This window comes from Labrenzia sp. 5N, assembly GCF_012395805.1.
Taxonomy (GTDB): domain Bacteria; phylum Pseudomonadota; class Alphaproteobacteria; order Rhizobiales; family Stappiaceae; genus Roseibium; species Roseibium algicola.
In genome coordinates, this window is the sequence record NZ_JAAZTM010000001.1 from 84,437 (window position 1) to 101,535 (window position 17,099).

A 17,099-nucleotide genomic window follows, 5' to 3' on the forward strand; every position below is an offset into this window, starting at 1 on the left:
TAACCGATCGTACCTGGTCCGACTGCAAATATGACGGCCGGCACACAGTTATCCGTGCTTCGAAACAGCTTCGAAGCACAGGCTGCTTGAAATTCCCGTACCCGCTATTTCTTCTTCTTGCGGCCGCCGCGCAGACCGATCTGATGAAGAATGTCGCGGCCGATATCGCGGCCGCCAGTGGGTGAAGCCAGGAACTCCAGAACCGAAAGAACGATGTTTGCCAATTGGATCATCAAAGATGACGGGCTCATTGGCGTCTCCTTTCGACAAGAAATCTACTTGCTTCAGAAATGAATGAGAATTGCCGAATTCTGGCTAGTTGATATACATATTTGCATGAACTGGCAGACCATCACATTCGACTGGAACCAGGCCCGTGCGTTCCTGGTAACGGCAGAGGAAGGGTCTCTCTCCGCAGCTGCCCGGGCACTCGGACTGACCCAACCCACGCTCAGCCGGCAGGTGGCAGCGCTTGAGCAGACACTTGGCGTGACACTGTTCGAGCGTGTGTCGAAGAGCCTGATCCTCACGGAAGCCGGGATCGAACTGGCTGATCATGTGCGCGCCATGGGCGACGCGGCCAGCCGGATATCCCTTGCGGCATCCGGCAAATCACAGCAAGTCGAAGGACTGGTCACCGTTTCCACGACGGATCTGATGGCAGCTCATCTCTTGCCCGATATTTTGCGTGAGCTGCGCAAAAAGGCACCGGGCGTCGAAGTGAAAGTGCTTTGTACCAACAGCCTGAGCGACTTGCGCCGACGCGAAGCCGATATTGCCATTCGACATGTCGAACCGGACCATCCAGACCTTTATGCCCGCAAGCTGCGCGCGGCCCCGGCCCGCATCTTCGGCGCCAGATCACTGGTTGAACAATTCGGCCGCCCCCTGACGAGGGACGATGCGCCAGATCTCGATTTTATCGGCTTCGACAACAACGAAGAGCTGGTCGGCTACCTGCGCGCCTTCGGTCTGAAGGTGACCGAGGCCAATATTCGCCTTGGCTCCCCCAGCGGTGTGGTCGCCTGGGAATTCGTCCGCCAGGGCCTCGGTCTGGCCATCATGGCGGATGAAATCGCTGCACGATTCCCCGAGATCGTTCCCGCCTTTTCCGATATCGAACCGGTTTCGTTTCCAATCTGGCTGGTCACCCACCGCGAACTTCACACCAGCCAGAGGATCCGCGTAGTGTTCGATCATCTGGCGGAAGGTTTGCTGAAGGCCAAGCTCGCCAAGATATAGACGCCCGCTCCGGTCCCAGCCATGTGGCGCAGGTATCCGGTCATTTTTTAGCGACATCCAAAACCAGGCGTTGATCTGCCTGAACTCTTCTTTACGCGGCCTTCGCCCGGCAGAGGCAGCTTGCCCGGATCGGAATGTCCGCACGCGCGATGGCCTGGTCGAGCAGAAGCTTGACGTGCGGCAGCTCCACCTTCTCCGAGCGCCTTACCAGACATTCATGCAATCCGTGCAATGCCCAGACATTGCGTGGATGCTGGCTCGGGCGCGGCAGCTTGCCGTCCAATCCGAGATCCGCGCGGTAGACCGCCTCGGCTTCCTCATATTTGCCGGCTTCCATCAGGAGCGCGCCCAAGGCATGGCGCGTTGGCTGCGGCCAGGACCACGGCTCCTCGTATTGAAGCCCGTCGTCCAGGTCGACGGCAGTGCGAAGATGGGCAAGTCCTTCGTCCTTCCGTCCAGCCTTGAAGGCCACCTCTCCTTTCATCATTTCCTCTGCAACGGCGAGGACATCCCTTGCGGTGTTGTTGAAGAGCATCCGGCTATCGGGCACCTGCGCATAAGCCGCGGTGAAATCCGCCATGGCGGACTGGGCTTCGTCATGACGGCCGAGGTTGGCCAGGGCGATGGCCTTCGCGTAGTAGATCAACGCGTTGGTGGTGACATAGAGCTCCTTGTCCGCCGGCTGATCGAGCTCAAGGATTTCAGGCCACATTCCGAACCGGATGTAGACATGCGGTGCGGCGGCCACGAAGGTTTCGAACACGTCCGGATACGATCGAACAACTTCGTCGGGCACCTCGCCGCGCAATCGCTCGACAGCCTCCACCGCGGCGCCTTTCCTGCCAAGAAACATGGCGCCGTAGAATGCGAAATGCAGATTGTGGATCCGGTACAGCGCATAGAAATTCGCCGGACCAGCGTAAGCCTTGAACTTGTCGTCGACCTTGGCTGCTGCAAGATTTCGGTAGAGCACATTCTGATAGTCGCCGCACAAGACATCGATATGCGTTCCCATGTGCACAAGATGCCCGGCATCCGGAACCAGATCCTTCAGCCTGTCGCCATGGCGCAAAGCCCTTTCCGGGTGCGGCGACATTTCCATCAGGTGAATGTACATGTGCAAGAGCCCAGGATGATCCCAGGCGCCTGGCAACCTCTCAAATGCATGTTCCAGAACAGCCACGGCCTCGGTGGTGGAACCTTCAGGGTTCGGCACGCCCGTGTGGAAATCCCACAATTGCCAGGGCGTGCGGTTCATCAAGGCCTCTGCATAGATGCACGCGACATCCAGATCTTCCCTGTTGGCTTCGTAAACGGGTTTCATCGCTTCCGCGAAGCCATCGTTGAATGGCTGGTAGTCTTCGATTTCCGGATCTGTGGGATAACGCGACGCTAGGGCCTCGATCAGCGCACGCTCCACCGGTCTGGCCTCCTTCAGTGCCTTTGCGGTGGCCAGCGCTGCATGTGCTCGTGCCAGCGCAGGCCCCTTTTCCTCAGGCGTGAAGATTTCCCAGGCCTTGTTGTAATTCGGACCGATACCGTAAGCGATGCCCCAGTGAGCCAACGCACAGGCCGGGTCGGCCGCCACCGCCTTTTCGAAACAGACAATCGCCTCTTCGTGATTATAGGCAAATAGCCAGACCAGACCGCGGTCAAACCAGACTTGCGCTTCCGGTATTGACGTCACGACACGCGTATAGCGGCCGAGATCAAAATACTCTGACATGATACATCCCCCCTGATACGCGACACCAACCCGAGGATCGAGGCTGGCACGCCGAAAACGGCGGTTTCGAGCCGTCTTCCAGATGATAGGCATTGGTGCCCAGAGGGTAATTTGAAATTAAAAGTGACGTAAGGGCAACCGCAAAAGCGCTTCAAGTATGCTCAGGTGCCGTGCAGACCAATTCACACGAGCCAGTTTTGATCCCCAACAGTGCCGGGCCTTCACCTAACCCAGCATCCAGTTGAGTATCAGGCGCCAGTCGGTCATGCGGATGGGGGTGCCGTGGGTGCCTGTATCGAACAGCGTGAACTTGATCGGATAGTTCGGAGCCCTGGTCTTGATCTGCTTGAAGAAGTTCGCCTGATCTTCCCAATTGTAGACCTGGTCGAGCGTCCCCTGCCCCATATAGATCGGCACGTTGCGCCCGAGTGCACCTGAAGACAGGAAGTTGGGATCCTTCGGAGAGCCAAGCAGCAGGATGCCGGAAAGCATGCTGGCATAATTGGCGTTCTTTACCAGGTTCCAGCAGATGATGCCGCCCATGGAACCGCAGGCAACCACGACCTTGGCACGGGGTGACAGCTGCTTCTGATACTGGATCAGGGCTGCCACATCCGCCGTGCCGCGATTGTCGAAGTTCTTTATGTCGACGGTCAGGTAGGCGCCGCCGTTCCTGACCATCAGGTTCTGAACGCGGTTGAAGTTGCCACCGAACGAAACGTCGTTCATGCCCTGAAAGCGGTTGCCGCCCTGCCCGTGAATGTAGATCACGATGGCATTGGCACCGCCCTTCCAATTGCCGGTGCCCATGAATTCGACAACCCGGCCGTTGGCTTTCAGTTCTCCGCTGCCACGGCCCCGCTTCGGTTTGTAGGAGACGTAGTTGCCGTAGACCCGGCGTTCGTCGACTTCGTCGCGATCGCGCAGGTCTCGCTGCTTGGAATATTCAACGACGATAAAATCGCCATCATAGAGCGTTTCGGAGACCTTCTTGTATCTGAACAGCCCATCCTTGTAAGGCTTCAGGGCCTCAGCCCACGCCGCCCCTGCCGTGCCCGCATATGCCAACACCCCGCAAAGCAGAAGGTTCCGGATCAAGCAGGCCGGGCGGGAGTTGAGAAATCGGTGCAGCATGTGGCGTCCTTCAAGGCGCGGATCAAAGACATAATTCTGACCCCAAAGCATCTGGCGTTCAAATCAACGCGGACAAGTGCCCCGAATACCATGAGACCGATCAACAGCGGCAGACCACCGATTCAGGCACCCCTTCCGCACCGACAACCTACGCGGCACCCAAGGCGCATGCAATCGGTGGCGATCCAAAATCCGGCAGGATTTCTCTCCACCCCGGACAGAAAACGCACGAGGCGTTGCTGTTGCCGAATTCGCGTCATCGAGGCTGCCCATTGCGGCTAAACGCAGCTTTTCGCCAGACCCTTGCAAATAGTGCCAAGGCGTTTTGCTGGTCTTTATCCACAAATCCTAACGTTTGTTGAATAAGTCTGCTGCAAATTGCGAATTTAAGGATTTGGTAACCATAAAAATCCAAGACTGCCAGACAGATAGGCCTGCAATGGGTCATCGGCGACACAAGCGGATTTGCAACAAAACACTCGGGAACCCGCTGACAGATCGCCTTCAAGGTGTTGGGGCAGCTTTCGGCATGCACTCGCAGACGCAAGTTGCTCCAGACAATGCTCGGCAAGGTCAGGAGAAGCCAGATGCCAGTCATTTCCTTCGCAAACGCAAAGGGCGGCGCCGGAAAAACCACGGCGGCTCTGCTGCTGGCGACAGAAGTCGCAGCACGGGGAAAGCGTGTCACCATCTTTGATGCGGACCCGCAGAAATGGATCTCGAAGTGGTATGAGCTGCCACGCAAGAGCCCGGGCATCAACGTCGTCAGCGAAATTTCGCCGGCCTCCATTACAGAGCAGATCACACTTGCCGCCGAAACGTCCGACTATGTGATTGTCGATCTTGAAGGAACCGAAAACCTCATCGTCGCCAACGCACTTTCAGTGTCCGACCTTGTGGTCGTGCCGATCCAGGGGTCTTCGATGGATGCGCGCGGTGGCGCCAAGATCCTGACCCTGATCAAGAAGCTGGAAAAGATCGTCCGCCACGACATCAAGCATTGCGTGGTTCTGACCCGTACCAACGCCGCGGTGACAACGCGTGCCATGAAGGCGGTCCAGGACTTCCTTTCCGCCCAGAATATCGACGTTCTTATGACCCCGATTGTGGAACGCGCCGCGTTCCGCGATCTCTTCGAATTCGGCGGCGGCCTCTCCGGCCTCGACACGTCGCTGGTCTCCGGTGTCGGCAAGGCCCGGGAAAACGCTTCGCTTTATGCCGCGGAAATCCTCGAACGGGCTATCACCGTTCCCAGGAAGCGCTGGTACAACGTGTTCAAGCGGGCGAGTTGACGGCGTTCGTTCCTGTCGTTTTTGCAAGAAAGGCTGCGGCTCAAACCGCGGCCTTTTTCGTATCGTTTGCAGAAGACCGGACCTGCACCCTCCTGCTTGGCATGCCCGGTGTTGATGCCCGGCGTTGACGCCCGGCATTGCCCCGAAGACGGCAGGTCCGAACCGGCCTCAACCAGCCATGGCACAGGCCCGCGAAGCAGGCTATGGTGGCGGCAAGACGATACCCTTCTTGCCGCATACCCTTGATCCATAGGGAGGAATTCATGTCTACACCCCGTCTGCGCAGTGTCCTCGCAGCCACCGTGTGCCTGTTTGCTGCCGGTTGTTACGGTGAAGACGGGAATGTTGCCCTTGGAAACCTCGAGCGAGACAGGGTCGCACTGACCGCAACAGCCAACGAGGTTCTGGTCGAGCTGCCTGTGCCACAAGGAACCTTCGTCAAGAAGGGCACCGTGTTGGCTCAACTGGACCCGGCCGAACAACAGGCCATCGTCGCCCAGGCGAAGGCGGAGGTGCAGAAGGCCAAGGCCAATCTCGTGAAGCTTGAAAACGGCGCCCGCGACGAGGAGATTGCCAAGGCTCGCGCCGCCGTAGCGGGTGCGAAAGCGGAGCTGGAAGATGCACAGGCTTCGTTCGGGCGCTACGACGACCTGACCGGACGCGGCACCACAAGCCAGGCACAGCTCGACAGTGCCAAGGCTGCGCGCGATGCAGCCGACGCGACCCTGAAAAGTGCGCAGGAACAACTGAAGGAGCTTGTCGCCGGCACAAGACCGGAAGACCTTGACATAGCTAAGGCCGAACTGGAAGCCGCCCAGGCAAGCCTCGCCACCCAGGAAAAGATCCTGTCCGATCTGACCATCACCGCCTCGCGTGATGGCACGCTCGACAACCTTCCCTGGAACCTTGGGGAACGGGTGACGGTCGGCAGTCCGGTCGTTGTGATGCTGGCCGGCGATGCACCCTATGCCCGCGTCTATGTTCCCGAACCGCACCGGGTGAAGGTCAAGCAGGGCGACAAGCTGGAGGTGCGAATTGACGGCCTCGACAAGCCGATCGAAGGCACTGTGCGCTGGATCAGTTCCGAAGCTTCCTTCACGCCCTATTACGCGCTCAATCAATCCGAGCGCGCCCGGTTGATGTATGTCGCCGAAGTGCAGTTGCCTGACAGCGCCAACGACCTGCCGAATGGCGTTCCGGCCCAGGTTGTTCTGCCGTGAGTTCAAACGACGGCGACATCGTGATCCGGGCCGAGGGCCTGGTGAAAAGCTTCAAGGGGTTCCGGGCGGTCGACGGGCTGGACCTGACCATCGAGCGCGGCATGATCTATGGCTTTCTCGGCCCCAACGGCTGCGGCAAGACCACGGCCATGCGCATGCTGACGGGACTTCTCACACCGACCGAAGGCACCGTCCAAGTGCTGGGGCTTTCCGTCCCCAAGGATGCCGAGACCCTTAAATACAAGATCGGCTATATGACCCAGGCCTTTTCGCTTTACGGCGATCTGACGGTTCTGGAAAACCTCAACTTCATGGCAACGATCTACGGCCTGCCATCGAAGCGGAAGAAGCAGCGCATTGCCGAGGTCATGGAGCGATATGAATTGAGCGAGCTGGGTGATCGGTTCGCAGGCAAGATGTCTGGCGGTCAACGCCAGCGCCTGGCGCTGGCAACCGCGGTTCTGCACGAACCGCAGCTTCTGTTTCTGGACGAACCGACCTCGGCCGTGGATCCGGAGTCGCGCCGACATTTCTGGGAACAGCTGTTCGACCTGGTCGATGGCGGAACGTCCATTGTCGTGACAACGCATTTCATGGACGAGGCGGAACGCTGCCACAAGATTGCAATCATGGAAGCAGGCCAGAAACGTGCTGACGGGGCACCGAAGGACCTGATGGCGGCAATGGGGGCCAATGTCGTGGAAATCGAAGGCCCGAACCTGCGCGAGATCCGCCGGAAACTGCTGGGAACGGAGGGCATCATCACCGCCGCGCAGCTGGGTGCACGCCTGCGTGTTCTGGTGCGGGACGACATTGCCGATCCCGAAGCATTCCTGAAAACCAAGGACGAGACCAACGGTGCCACGTTGATAGAAAAGGTGCGCCCGAACCTGGAAGATGTCTTCGTGACGGCAACGGGAGAAGGCCGACAATGATCAGACCCCTTTCACGGATATCGGCCATCTTCTTCAAGGAACTCAGCCAGCTGCGCCGGGATCGGATGACCTTCGGCATGGTCATCATGATCCCGTTGATCCAGCTGATCCTGTTCGGCTACGCCATCAACACCAACATTCGTGATATTCCCGTTGCTGTCGTCGATCACAGCCAGACCGGGCTGAGCCGGATCCTGATCCAGATGGTGGAAGCGACCCGTGTCGTAAAGGTGACCGAACGCCTGACCAGCATCGAGGAAGCGGAAACCGCGATCAAGGCCGCGCGCGTGCGCGCCGCCTTCATTCTGCCGGACGACCTCTCCCAGAGGGTCGCCCGCTCGCCCGCCGCCAACCTGGGCACGCCGCCTTCCACCGACGAGGAAACCAGCCGCCCTGTTGCCCAGTGGATCGTCGACGGCTCCGACACCATGATCGCAGGTGCCATCAAGTCGCTGCGTAACATGCCGCTGGCCGAATTGAACCGTCAGGCCCCGAACCGGTCGACGCCGACCTTCGAGGTGGCCCTGTTCTTCAACCCGGAACAGCGTACCGCCATCAACATCGTGCCCGGCCTGGTCGGCATCATCCTGACCATGACCATGATCATGTTCACATCCGCGGCAATCGTGCGCGAACGCGAGCGCGGCAACATGGAAATGCTGATCAACACGCCGGTGCGGCCGATCGAGCTGATGATCGGCAAGATCATTCCCTACATCTTCATCGGCCTATTGCAGACGATGATCATCCTCGGGCTCGGTCACCTGCTGTTCAACGTGCCTTTCGGCGACAAGATATTCGATCTCTTTGTTGGCACATTGCTCTTCATCGGAGCCAGTCTGTCACTGGGCCTGGTACTGTCGACCATCGCCCAGAGCCAGTTGCAGGCAACCCAGATGACGGTGTTCGTGCTGCTGCCGTCCATCCTGCTGTCCGGCTTCATGTTTCCCTACGAAGGCATGCCGGTGATCGCGCAGTATATTGCCGAGGCGTTTCCGGCGACCCATTTCATGCGCATGATCAGAGGGTTCGTCCTGCGGGACGCCGGACTGCTGGAGCTGCACCGCGACGTGCTCTGGATGTGCGGGTTCTTCGTTCTGGGCATGATCGTCGCCGCTTTCCGCTTCAAGAAACGGCTGGACTGAGGAATGTTTGGCCTGAGGCCGGTTGCTTAGCCAACTGCTGTGGTGACCCGGTTTCCTTCCCCCGCCTCCCTCGCGACCTCATCCTGAGGAGCGCATTTCTGCGCGTCTCGAAGGATGGGCGGCATACTCAGGAGCAAGTGGCCCATCCTTCGAGACAGCGCTCACGTGCTTCCTCAGGATGAGGCTGTCGTATTTTGGGACGTCCGGATAGCCGCCAGTTGGGAGCCAGTCTCCCTCGCCCCCTACTTCGGCTGCGGGCCCGTATCGAAACGCGGGTTGGCGGTTTTCAGGACCGGGGTCTGTACAGAGACATTCTCCCGGCTCTCACGCCACACGACGAAGATACCCGAGGCAATAATGACTGCAGAACCGAGGCCGACGTAGAAATCCGGTGTTTCGGAAAAGAACAGCATGCCGAACAGGCTTGCCCAGAGGATCTGGCTGTATTGCAGCGGTGCCACGACCGCGGCCGGCGCGGCCTTGTAGGCCGAGATCGTCAGGAACTGGGCAATGACCGAGAGAAAGCCGATCGCCGCCATAAGTCCGAGGTCGAGAAGCTCCACCGGCACATAGAAGACCGGCAGCGTCATCGACATGGCCATCATGGACAGGATCATCGGGTAGAGGATCAGGACGGCCGGACGTTCCTTGCCGCCGAGTTTACGCACCAGAATGGTGGAAAGCGAATTGGCGAAGGCCGCTGTCAGGGCAGCTGCATGGCCTAGGGTCAACTCCGTCACGCCGGGACGTAAAACGATTAGAACGCCGATCAAACCGACGATCACGGCAGCCCAGCGCTGCGCCCGCACGGTCTCACCAAGCAGCGGTACGGACAAGGCGGTGATCAGAAGCGGCATGGCAAACAGCAATGCATAGACCTCGGCCAGCGGCAGCGCCGTAAAGGCGTAGAACCCGCAGGACATGGCGATAATGGCCAGGCCTGCCCGCGACAGCACCAGCCAGGGGTGTCTTGGACGGAAATTGTCGACCGCCTTGTCTGCCAGCATCATCATCGACATCGGCACGAAGGCAAAAAGCATCGTGAAGAAGATGATCTGAAAGACCGGATAGCTGCCACCGAGTTCCTTGATGATGGCGTCATGCGTGGAAAACAGGGCAAATGCGAGAAGCGCGGCGGCAAGTCCCTTGAGCGATTCAGTCATAGGCCGGGCCTTAATGGTGTGATGGCCGCCCGCAGAAACCGGACGGTTGCTGGGCTGGTTCCGGACGTGACGTCTTGTTTCGTCAGCCGAGCGGTGATGGCAAATCAGCGGTTGGTGGCAATGTCTTGTTTCGATCATCACTGAAACGAAGAAAAGTTCAAGAAAGGCCGCTTCGTTTCAGACGGGTTTCGGACCAAATGACGAAGAGTTTCCACAAAGCAAATGGCGCGGCAGAGGTTTCCCGCTGCCGCGCCATCTTTTTCAGTTTGCCAAACCGGCTTTTCAATCCTGGCAACCGGTTCCGGCTCTTTTCAGAGGATCTTGCGCCGCAGGTAGGACGATACGACCTCTCCCACTACCACCAGGGCGATGATGGCCAGGAGCACCATGGAGACTTCCTGCCAGTTGAAGGTATCGATGGCCCCTTGCAGGATCACACCAATGCCCCCTGCCCCGACCAGCCCGAGAACCGTTGATTCCCGCAGGTTGATGTCCCAGCGCAGGATAGTCACCGCAAAGAAGGTCGGCATGACCTGGGGGACGATGGCATAGAGCACCACCTTGAAATGGCTTGCGCCGCACGCCTTCAGCGCCTCGACCGGTTTCGGATCGATTTCCTCGATGGCTTCGCCCAGAAGTTTGCCCAGGAAGCCGATGGAACGGAACATGATTGCAACGATGCCGGCAACAACACCCGGGCCGAAGATTGCCACGAACAAGAGGGCCCAGATGATCGTGTTCACCGAACGCGACGAGACCAGGATGAACCGGCCGAGCCACAGCGTCAGTGCGTTCGGCGTGGTGTTCTGCGCGGCGATATAGGCCACCGGCAGAGCCAGCACGACCGCCATAGCCGTGGCGATTGTGGCAAGGTTTACCGTCTCCCACAACGCACTCAGAATCTGGTCGAGGTGGGTCGGGTCTGGAGGCACCATGCGGCTGAAAAGATCGCCCATCTGGGTCGGCGCGTCCCACACCCACGCCCAGATGATGTTGACGCTGCCGAGGGCCCAGGCAACGACGAGTGCGGTCAGGGCAAAGTAGCCGTAGCGCTGAAACCGTTGGGCCGGCGTATAACGCGCCCAGTCTTGGAGCTGTACCTGTTCCATTATGCGATCCGCTTTCTGATTGCACCGCTGACGGCTTCGGAAATCAGGATGGCACCCACGATGACCATGGTGATGGCCAGGGCGAAGTCGTAGTCGTAGCGCCCGAATGCATTCGCCAGGGTGGCGCCGATGCCACCTGCGCCAACGATACCGACGACCGCCGAGGCTCTCAGGTTACTGTCGAGCTGATAGATGCCGAGTCCGATCTGGCGCTGCATGATCTGCGGGAACACCGCGTAAACCAGTGTGGACAGGAACGGTGCGCCCGCTGCCTTCATGGCTTCGACGGGCCCCGGATCGATTTCCTCGATCTTTTCCGCCAGCAGCTTGGCAACAAAGCCGATGGAGTAGACGATCAGCGTCAGGACACCCGCGAAGGGACCGAAACCAACCGCTTTCACGAAGATGATGGCGACAATTACCGGATGGAAGCTTCGTGCGATGATGATGACCGCCCGGCCAAAATAATAGATCGGGAGCGGTGCGATATTCCTGGCCGCCATGAAAGCGATCGGGATCGACAGCAGGATGCCGCCGACAGTTGCAAGGATCGCGATCTTCAGGCTTTCCATAAACCCGTCGATGAGCAACTCGCTGCGCTGGAAGCTGGGCGGGAAGGCCCCGCCGAAGATCCGCCCTGCACGGCTCAAGCCTTGCATCATACGGTCCCAGTCGATCGGCAGCGTCGCAAAGGTGGTCACGATATAGACCGCTATTGCGACATAAAGGCCGTAGCGCAATAGCGGGTTGGCGATGAAGGGCTGCTTGCGCCAGGTATCCCTCGCCGTACTCATGCCGCAGCGCCTTCCATCTGCCGGTCTTCGTGAGGAACACCGGCGTAGATCTCGTGCATCGCGTCCTTCGTCAGGGCATCCGGCAGATCGTCGAAAATGATCCGCCCATAGCGCATGCCGACGATACGGTCGCTGAATTCCTTGGCTTCATTGACGTTGTGAATGTTGATGATCACCGGAAGCTTCAGTTCGCGTGCGAGGTCCCGCAGCAGCGTCATGATCTGTTCCGAGGTCTTCGGGTCGAGAGAAGCTGTCGGTTCGTCGGCCAGAAGGATTTCAGGTTGCTGCATCAGCGCCCGGATAACGCCGACACGCTGGCGTTCGCCGCCTGAAAGTTCGTCCGCGCGCTTGTTGGCGTAATGGGCGATCCCGACCCGCTCCATGAGCTCATAGGCCCTGCGGATGTCTTCCTTGGGGTAACGTCTCGAAAGCGCTGCCCAGGTCGAGATGTAACCGAGGCGCCCGCTCTGGACATTTTCCATCACGGTCAGGCGGTCAACCAGATTGAAGCTCTGGAACACCATGCCGATGCGGCGGCGGCCGACGCGCAGCTCGCGCTTGCCCAGGCTGGTGAAATCGGTGCCATTCAGGAAGATCTTGCCGGAGGTCGGCTCGACCAGCCGGTTGATGCAGCGAAGCAGAGTACTCTTGCCTGCCCCCGAAGAGCCGATCACGGAGACGACCTCTTCACCGGGAACCTCGAGGTCCAGGTCTTTGAGCACAGGATCCCCGGCCCCGTAACGTTTCACAAGGCTTGTTATCTTTAGCATGTTTTACCTCGATTGAACCGGCCCGCCGGAGTTCAACTCACGGCGGGCCGTCAAAGCCAGTTGTCTTACTTGGCAAGACCTTGCGGCGTGTATTCAACACCGTTGCTGGCCTGGATCTGCCGGATGACAGCCCACTGATCCTTGTAGGTGATGGGGACGAACTTGCTTACGCCCTCGAATTCCTCACCCAGTTTGTTGCCCTTGAAGTCGAAGCTGAAGAACGCTTCCTTGATTTTTTCAACGAGGGCCGGGTCCAGGTCGTGGGCATAGTTGAAGGAGGTTGTCGGGAACGGATCGCTTTCCCAGACAATGCGCACTTCCTCCGGATCGTAAAGGCCACGTTCCGCCATGCGGTCAACAACTTCGGAGGCGACCGGTGCGGCGTCATAGTCGCCGGCAACGACACCCAGCATCGACTGGTCATGGGATCCGGAATAGATGACTTCATAGTCCTGATCCGGCACGACACCGAGGTCCGGGAACAGGGCCCGCGGCGCCTGGTTGCCCGAGTTGGACGTCGGAGACGTGTGCGCGATGCGCTTGCCCTTCATATCGGCAGGCGTTTTGATATCGCTGTCGGCCTGGGTGTAGATCTGAAGGCGGTAGCCGAACTGACCGTCTTCGCTGCCCATGATCGCAAACGGCACGGCACCGGCGAGATTGACGGCAAAAGGCGTCGGGCCGGTCGAGAAGCCCGCGATATGCAGACGGCCGGACCGCATGGCTTCCACTTCAGCCGAATTCGACTGTACGGCGAAGAACTGCACGTCCTTGCCGGTAACGGTTTCCAGATGCTCGATGAAAGGTGCCCAGATGTCGGCGTAAACGGCCGGATCTTCAACCGGTGTATAGGCGAAGACGAGCGTGTCCGGGTTGCTCAGTTTGGCCGGATCGGACGGGGCATCGGCGACAAGATCGCCGTTGGCATCGCAATAGATGCTATCAAGTGCACCCTGGTTCGCGCATTCAGCTGCATAAGCGGACGAAAGGGCAAAACCGGTCACAAAAGCCACGGAACCGAGCCGGGCCAGCATATTTCTCATATTTTCCTCCCATTACAGATCACTCGCACCTCACAGCGCATCGCACCGCAAGGCTCTTGAAAGATCGACTTCAGCCTAGCGGGATGTGGCGAGGGAAAACGAGCGGCGAAGTGTTAACAGAAGCTGTTGGACAGCCCTATTTTGTTAACAGTGTTACAACCACCCATGGGCGGGTGAAACAATTGTAACGAGATTCTGGTCTCGCAACCTGGTCCTTGTGTTAGACAGCTCATGAAGGTGCAAGAGAGCGACGGCATGGATGCAAGCGCGACAAGACCGGTGATTGCCATCATCGATGATGACGCGGATGTGCGCGAAACCCTGTCTGCTCTCATGGAGGCAAGCGGGTTCGAACCGGTTGCGTTTCAGGACAGCGACGGCTTCAAGGCGGCTGGCAGTCCCCAGGATTTCGACCTCGCGCTGATTGACCTGCGCCTCAAGGGCGAATCCGGTCTGACCCTTGCCATTCACATTCGCGAAACCAGCGAGCTTCCAATCGTCATGCTGACCGGTGTGGGCGACGAGATCGACAAGATCATCGGCCTTGAGACAGGCGCTGACGACTACCTGATGAAGCCGTTCAATCCGCGCGAACTCGTCGCCCGCATCCGCGCGGTTCTGCGACGCTACGGGCATGGCGTTTCAGCTGCGAAAGCCGGCAAGGATCAGGAGATCATCTTCGGCGACAAGAGGGTGAACCTGAAACGCAGGGAACTGCTTGACGGTAACGGCGACGAGATCCCGCTGACCAATGCGGAATATGTCCTCCTAGAATATTTCGTGAAGAACCCGGACCGGATCATTCCCCGTACGGACCTGATGCGCGAGATCGGCAGCGACATGCAGCGCTATGTCGACCGGACCATCGATGTCCTGATCCTGAGGCTGCGCCGCAAGATCGAGAATGTCCCGTCCAAGCCCGTTCATCTGCAGACCCGCCGCGCACAGGGATATATCTTCGTCCTGCAGGCGGACGGACCATGAGCACGTCCCGGCTCCGCCAGCCCAGTATCCGCTCGCTGCTGCTTTCCTCCATCGGCCTGCTTCTTGTCGTGGTCATGGTTGTCGGGGCCATTGCCCTCATCACTCTCAACAGCGCCGAAGAGCAGCTCGGCACATTTCACGACCAGACCTTGAGCGACGTTTCCGACGCCCTGGAACTTTCCGGCAACGCGTCGAAACTGGCCGCCTCCGCGCCCTTTCTGATGACACTCAGCCCCAGCTTCCAGCTGGAAAGCGAGGCCGAACGAATTCTCGCAACGCTTGATCACATCGAGACACTGGGTGGTGGCGATCCCGACCTCATCAGGCCTCTTGCCCGCATCCGGGTCGCGATCACCGATCTGGCCCGCGCAATGGTTCCACAAGGCAGGAACGCTGCAGAGCTCGCATTGATCGATCAGGATCTGGAGCGCCTTCAAAAACGCTTCAGGAGGCTCGCACAATCTCGGGACCAATCGCCTGAGGACCGTCAGAACTGGTCAGCCCTGCAGCAACTGGTCATGGCGGCCATTGGTGCCTTGCGCAGTCAGGAGCTGATCAAGGTCGGCGAGCAGCAAAGCAGCTTCCGGCGTATCCGTCAGGACATTGCTTCCAATGCCCCTGCCGCCGTACGCGCCGCCTTGGCCGAGGTCGATGACGCCGTGATGCGGCGGGGCGACCTGTTCTCGCTGCGTTATGCCAGCCTCGCCGCCAAGCTCGATGCCGAAAACGCGCTCTTCCGCATTCGCACCGAGCTCGCGCAGGTGAACGCCTACGCCCTTCAGAAGGTGACGGACACAAAGCTGCGGCTTCGCGTTTCACGCGACAAGACAACGACCAGCATTACCTTTGCAAAGGCCGTCATTCTTGTCCTGACCGGCATCAGCCTGATTGTTGCCATCGGCTCCGCCCTGTTTGTCTCCCGCTACGTGGTTCGCAACCTGCACCAGATTACCGCAGTCATGCGGCGGCTGGCGGCTGGAGACCTGAAGGCTCGGCTCCCCAAGAAGGCAAGCTCGTCGGACGAAATCGGGCAGTTGTCCGAAGCCTTCCGCAAGTTCCGGTCCAACGCCCTGCGCCTGGAACGGAAAACCAGGGAAGTCTGGCGTCGAAACGAGCTTTTCATCACCGTTTTCCAGAACATAAGCGACGGTGTCGCGGTCCTGTCGCCAACCGGGCAGATCCTGGCCGAAAATGATCGTGTCCGGGAGTTGTTGCGCCTTGAAAGGGCTGGCCGCGGCAAACGCATGACTTTGCCGGAACTTCTGGAAAAGTCACCGTTCGAGCGCCGCGCCAATGAAAACGACCGCGCTGGATTTGGCGAATACGCCGACACCACCGGCCGGGTGCTGGAAGTGCGCCAGTCGGCATTGCCTGACGGCGGCTCGGTTTGGCTGTTTTCCGAAACGACGGAACGCAAAAGGATCGACGAACGGCTGGAAGAAATCCGGCGAGTGGAAAGCCTCGGCAAGGTGACAGGCGAAGTTGCCCATGACTTCGGCAACATTCTGTCCACGATCTCCGGAAATCTTCACATGCTGGAGGGCGAGCTTAGCCCCAAGGCCTCCGTGCTGAAAGCAAGGATCAATGACGCCGTCGAACTCGGTGTTTCGCTGATCGAGAGGCTTCTGGCCTTCGCCCGCAAACAACACCTCGCCCCCATCGAAACCGATATCGCCGTGATTGCGGAAGGCATGGAAGACCTGTTGTCGATGGCCCTGCCCGAAACCGTAACGTTGACGATCAGGTGCGACGAAGGCCCGATGCATGCGCGGATCGACCCCGGCCAGCTGGAAAGCGCCATCTTGAACCTGTGCGTCAATGCAGGTCAGGCCATCGAAGACGAAGGACATATCGAAATTGCCGTGACGCGGCAGACAGACGGGACGATCTCGCTCTCGGTGCAGGATGATGGCTGCGGCATGGATGCAGATACGTTGCGCCAGGCCGCAGAGCCTTTCTTCAGCGCCCGCGCGAACGGTGAAGGCACGGGCCTAGGGCTGTCCATGGTGCACGGGTTCGCGCACCAGTCAGGCGGCACCATCCACATTGCATCGCAGCCGGGACACGGAACCTGCGTAACGTTGACCTTTCCCCAGCAGCCTCGTGGACAAACCTCCCATTCTGTCGAGACCGTGGCCGGGAACGGGATCGGGCACGCTCTTGTGGTTGATGACGACCGGAGGTCGGCAGCTGCGATATCGGACCTCATGACAAGGTTCGGGTACAAGGTGACGACAGAGCATTGTTTTGAGGATGCCAAGGTCAGGATTGGCCGCGACATGGCCTATTCGATCGTGGTGACGGACTTGCAGCTCGACAATGGTCACTCGGGCTGGGACCTTGTGGCGAAAGCTCTCGATACGCACCCCGATTGCCGGGTCGTTGCCGTTTCGGGGCATCTGCCACAGGACGACCAGTTTTCAGACAGATTTCCGGAACGTTTTTCGAAGCTGCCCAAGCCGGTGGATGCGGAAGCCCTGGCCGAAAAGATCGGTATGCAGCTCAACGCACCTGCCTGAGCAGGCGCGAACCGAACCGAAGG

Annotated in this window: 15 protein-coding genes; 7 read left to right on the top strand and 8 right to left on the bottom strand. The window is 59.2% G+C overall.

The window, feature by feature from the left end; genetic code table 11:
* Positions 1 to 104: 104 nt before the first annotated feature.
* Positions 105 to 251, bottom strand: a complete 147-nt coding sequence (locus HEP89_RS00365) for a hypothetical protein (RefSeq protein WP_023000028.1) — start codon at positions 249 to 251, stop codon at positions 105 to 107.
* 85 nt (positions 252 to 336) lie between these two features.
* Between HEP89_RS00365 and HEP89_RS00370 the strand changes: the two genes are divergently transcribed.
* Positions 337 to 1,242 (top strand): LysR family transcriptional regulator, encoded by a 906-nt coding sequence (locus HEP89_RS00370; RefSeq protein WP_077293136.1) that lies wholly within the window; start codon positions 337 to 339, stop codon positions 1,240 to 1,242.
* 91 nt (positions 1,243 to 1,333) lie between these two features.
* On the opposite strand, the gene HEP89_RS00375 is transcribed toward HEP89_RS00370, so the two are convergent.
* Positions 1,334 to 2,968 (bottom strand): hypothetical protein, encoded by a 1,635-nt coding sequence (locus HEP89_RS00375; RefSeq protein WP_168691068.1) that lies wholly within the window; start codon positions 2,966 to 2,968, stop codon positions 1,334 to 1,336.
* 225 nt (positions 2,969 to 3,193) lie between these two features.
* On the bottom strand, positions 3,194 to 4,102 hold the full coding sequence (locus tag HEP89_RS00380; protein ID WP_075284264.1) for a phospholipase: 909 nt from the start codon (positions 4,100 to 4,102) through the stop codon (positions 3,194 to 3,196).
* Between the two features lie 587 nt (positions 4,103 to 4,689).
* Here HEP89_RS00380 and HEP89_RS00385 point away from each other — a divergent pair.
* From HEP89_RS00385 to HEP89_RS00400, 4 genes are all read left to right on the top strand, one after another.
* The gene (locus HEP89_RS00385; RefSeq protein WP_035908315.1) at positions 4,690 to 5,394 is read left to right on the top strand and encodes a ParA family protein; all 705 of its coding nucleotides are present in this window, start codon (positions 4,690 to 4,692) and stop codon (positions 5,392 to 5,394) included.
* Positions 5,395 to 5,657: 263 nt separating this feature from the next.
* Positions 5,658 to 6,614: an HlyD family efflux transporter periplasmic adaptor subunit gene (locus HEP89_RS00390; protein ID WP_023000023.1), complete on the top strand. Its 957-nt coding sequence runs from the start codon at positions 5,658 to 5,660 to the stop codon at positions 6,612 to 6,614.
* The gene (locus HEP89_RS00395; RefSeq protein WP_209014355.1) at positions 6,611 to 7,549 is read left to right on the top strand and encodes an ABC transporter ATP-binding protein; all 939 of its coding nucleotides are present in this window, start codon (positions 6,611 to 6,613) and stop codon (positions 7,547 to 7,549) included. The genes HEP89_RS00390 and HEP89_RS00395 overlap by 4 nt, the downstream gene beginning before the upstream one ends.
* A complete protein-coding gene (locus HEP89_RS00400; protein WP_075284259.1) occupies positions 7,546 to 8,694 on the top strand; it encodes an ABC transporter permease in 1,149 nt (382 codons plus the stop codon). The genes HEP89_RS00395 and HEP89_RS00400 overlap by 4 nt, the downstream gene beginning before the upstream one ends.
* Before the next feature lie 242 nt (positions 8,695 to 8,936).
* On the opposite strand, the gene HEP89_RS00405 is transcribed toward HEP89_RS00400, so the two are convergent.
* The 5 genes from HEP89_RS00405 to phnD all read right to left on the bottom strand — a co-directional run bounded on the left by HEP89_RS00405 (position 8,937) and on the right by phnD (position 13,573).
* Complete coding sequence (locus HEP89_RS00405) at positions 8,937 to 9,857, bottom strand: DMT family transporter (RefSeq protein ID WP_023000020.1); 921 nt, start codon at positions 9,855 to 9,857, stop codon at positions 8,937 to 8,939.
* 311 nt (positions 9,858 to 10,168) lie between these two features.
* Positions 10,169 to 10,966, bottom strand: a complete 798-nt coding sequence (gene phnE, locus HEP89_RS00410; protein ID WP_023000019.1) for a phosphonate ABC transporter, permease protein PhnE — start codon at positions 10,964 to 10,966, stop codon at positions 10,169 to 10,171.
* A complete protein-coding gene (gene phnE, locus HEP89_RS00415) occupies positions 10,966 to 11,760 on the bottom strand; it encodes a phosphonate ABC transporter, permease protein PhnE (RefSeq protein ID WP_023000018.1) in 795 nt (264 codons plus the stop codon). The genes phnE (HEP89_RS00410) and phnE (HEP89_RS00415) overlap by 1 nt, the downstream gene beginning before the upstream one ends.
* Positions 11,757 to 12,530, bottom strand: a complete 774-nt coding sequence (gene phnC / locus HEP89_RS00420; protein WP_006939395.1) for a phosphonate ABC transporter ATP-binding protein — start codon at positions 12,528 to 12,530, stop codon at positions 11,757 to 11,759. The genes phnE (HEP89_RS00415) and phnC overlap by 4 nt, the downstream gene beginning before the upstream one ends.
* Positions 12,531 to 12,595: 65 nt before the next feature.
* Complete coding sequence (phnD, locus tag HEP89_RS00425; RefSeq protein ID WP_208984471.1) at positions 12,596 to 13,573, bottom strand: phosphate/phosphite/phosphonate ABC transporter substrate-binding protein; 978 nt, start codon at positions 13,571 to 13,573, stop codon at positions 12,596 to 12,598.
* Positions 13,574 to 13,804: 231 nt separating this feature from the next.
* Between phnD and HEP89_RS00430 the strand changes: the two genes are divergently transcribed.
* Positions 13,805 to 14,557: a response regulator transcription factor gene (locus tag HEP89_RS00430; RefSeq protein WP_023000016.1), complete on the top strand. Its 753-nt coding sequence runs from the start codon at positions 13,805 to 13,807 to the stop codon at positions 14,555 to 14,557.
* Positions 14,554 to 17,076, top strand: a complete 2,523-nt coding sequence (locus HEP89_RS00435) for an ATP-binding protein (protein WP_077290469.1) — start codon at positions 14,554 to 14,556, stop codon at positions 17,074 to 17,076. Before HEP89_RS00430 ends, HEP89_RS00435 begins: the two co-directional genes overlap by 4 nt.
* The last annotated feature ends 23 nt before the right edge of the window (positions 17,077 to 17,099 follow it).

What these genes read in the sequence shown, in the direction of transcription:
- HEP89_RS00365 (WP_023000028.1), bottom strand. Translation starts at nt 251, where the DNA reads ATGAGCCCGTCATCTTTGATGATCCAATTGGCAAACATCGTTCTTTCG.
- HEP89_RS00370 (WP_077293136.1), top strand. Translation starts at nt 337, where the DNA reads ATGAACTGGCAGACCATCACATTCGACTGGAACCAGGCCCGTGCGTTC.
- HEP89_RS00375 (WP_168691068.1), bottom strand. Translation starts at nt 2,968, where the DNA reads ATGTCAGAGTATTTTGATCTCGGCCGCTATACGCGTGTCGTGACGTCA.
- HEP89_RS00380 (WP_075284264.1), bottom strand. Translation starts at nt 4,102, where the DNA reads ATGCTGCACCGATTTCTCAACTCCCGCCCGGCCTGCTTGATCCGGAAC.
- HEP89_RS00385 (WP_035908315.1), top strand. Translation starts at nt 4,690, where the DNA reads ATGCCAGTCATTTCCTTCGCAAACGCAAAGGGCGGCGCCGGAAAAACC.
- HEP89_RS00390 (WP_023000023.1), top strand. Translation starts at nt 5,658, where the DNA reads ATGTCTACACCCCGTCTGCGCAGTGTCCTCGCAGCCACCGTGTGCCTG.
- HEP89_RS00400 (WP_075284259.1), top strand. Translation starts at nt 7,546, where the DNA reads ATGATCAGACCCCTTTCACGGATATCGGCCATCTTCTTCAAGGAACTC.
- HEP89_RS00405 (WP_023000020.1), bottom strand. Translation starts at nt 9,857, where the DNA reads ATGACTGAATCGCTCAAGGGACTTGCCGCCGCGCTTCTCGCATTTGCC.
- phnE (WP_023000019.1), bottom strand. Translation starts at nt 10,966, where the DNA reads ATGGAACAGGTACAGCTCCAAGACTGGGCGCGTTATACGCCGGCCCAA.
- phnE (WP_023000018.1), bottom strand. Translation starts at nt 11,760, where the DNA reads ATGAGTACGGCGAGGGATACCTGGCGCAAGCAGCCCTTCATCGCCAAC.
- phnC (WP_006939395.1), bottom strand. Translation starts at nt 12,530, where the DNA reads ATGCTAAAGATAACAAGCCTTGTGAAACGTTACGGGGCCGGGGATCCT.
- phnD (WP_208984471.1), bottom strand. Translation starts at nt 13,573, where the DNA reads ATGAGAAATATGCTGGCCCGGCTCGGTTCCGTGGCTTTTGTGACCGGT.
- HEP89_RS00430 (WP_023000016.1), top strand. Translation starts at nt 13,805, where the DNA reads ATGAAGGTGCAAGAGAGCGACGGCATGGATGCAAGCGCGACAAGACCG.
- HEP89_RS00435 (WP_077290469.1), top strand. Translation starts at nt 14,554, where the DNA reads ATGAGCACGTCCCGGCTCCGCCAGCCCAGTATCCGCTCGCTGCTGCTT.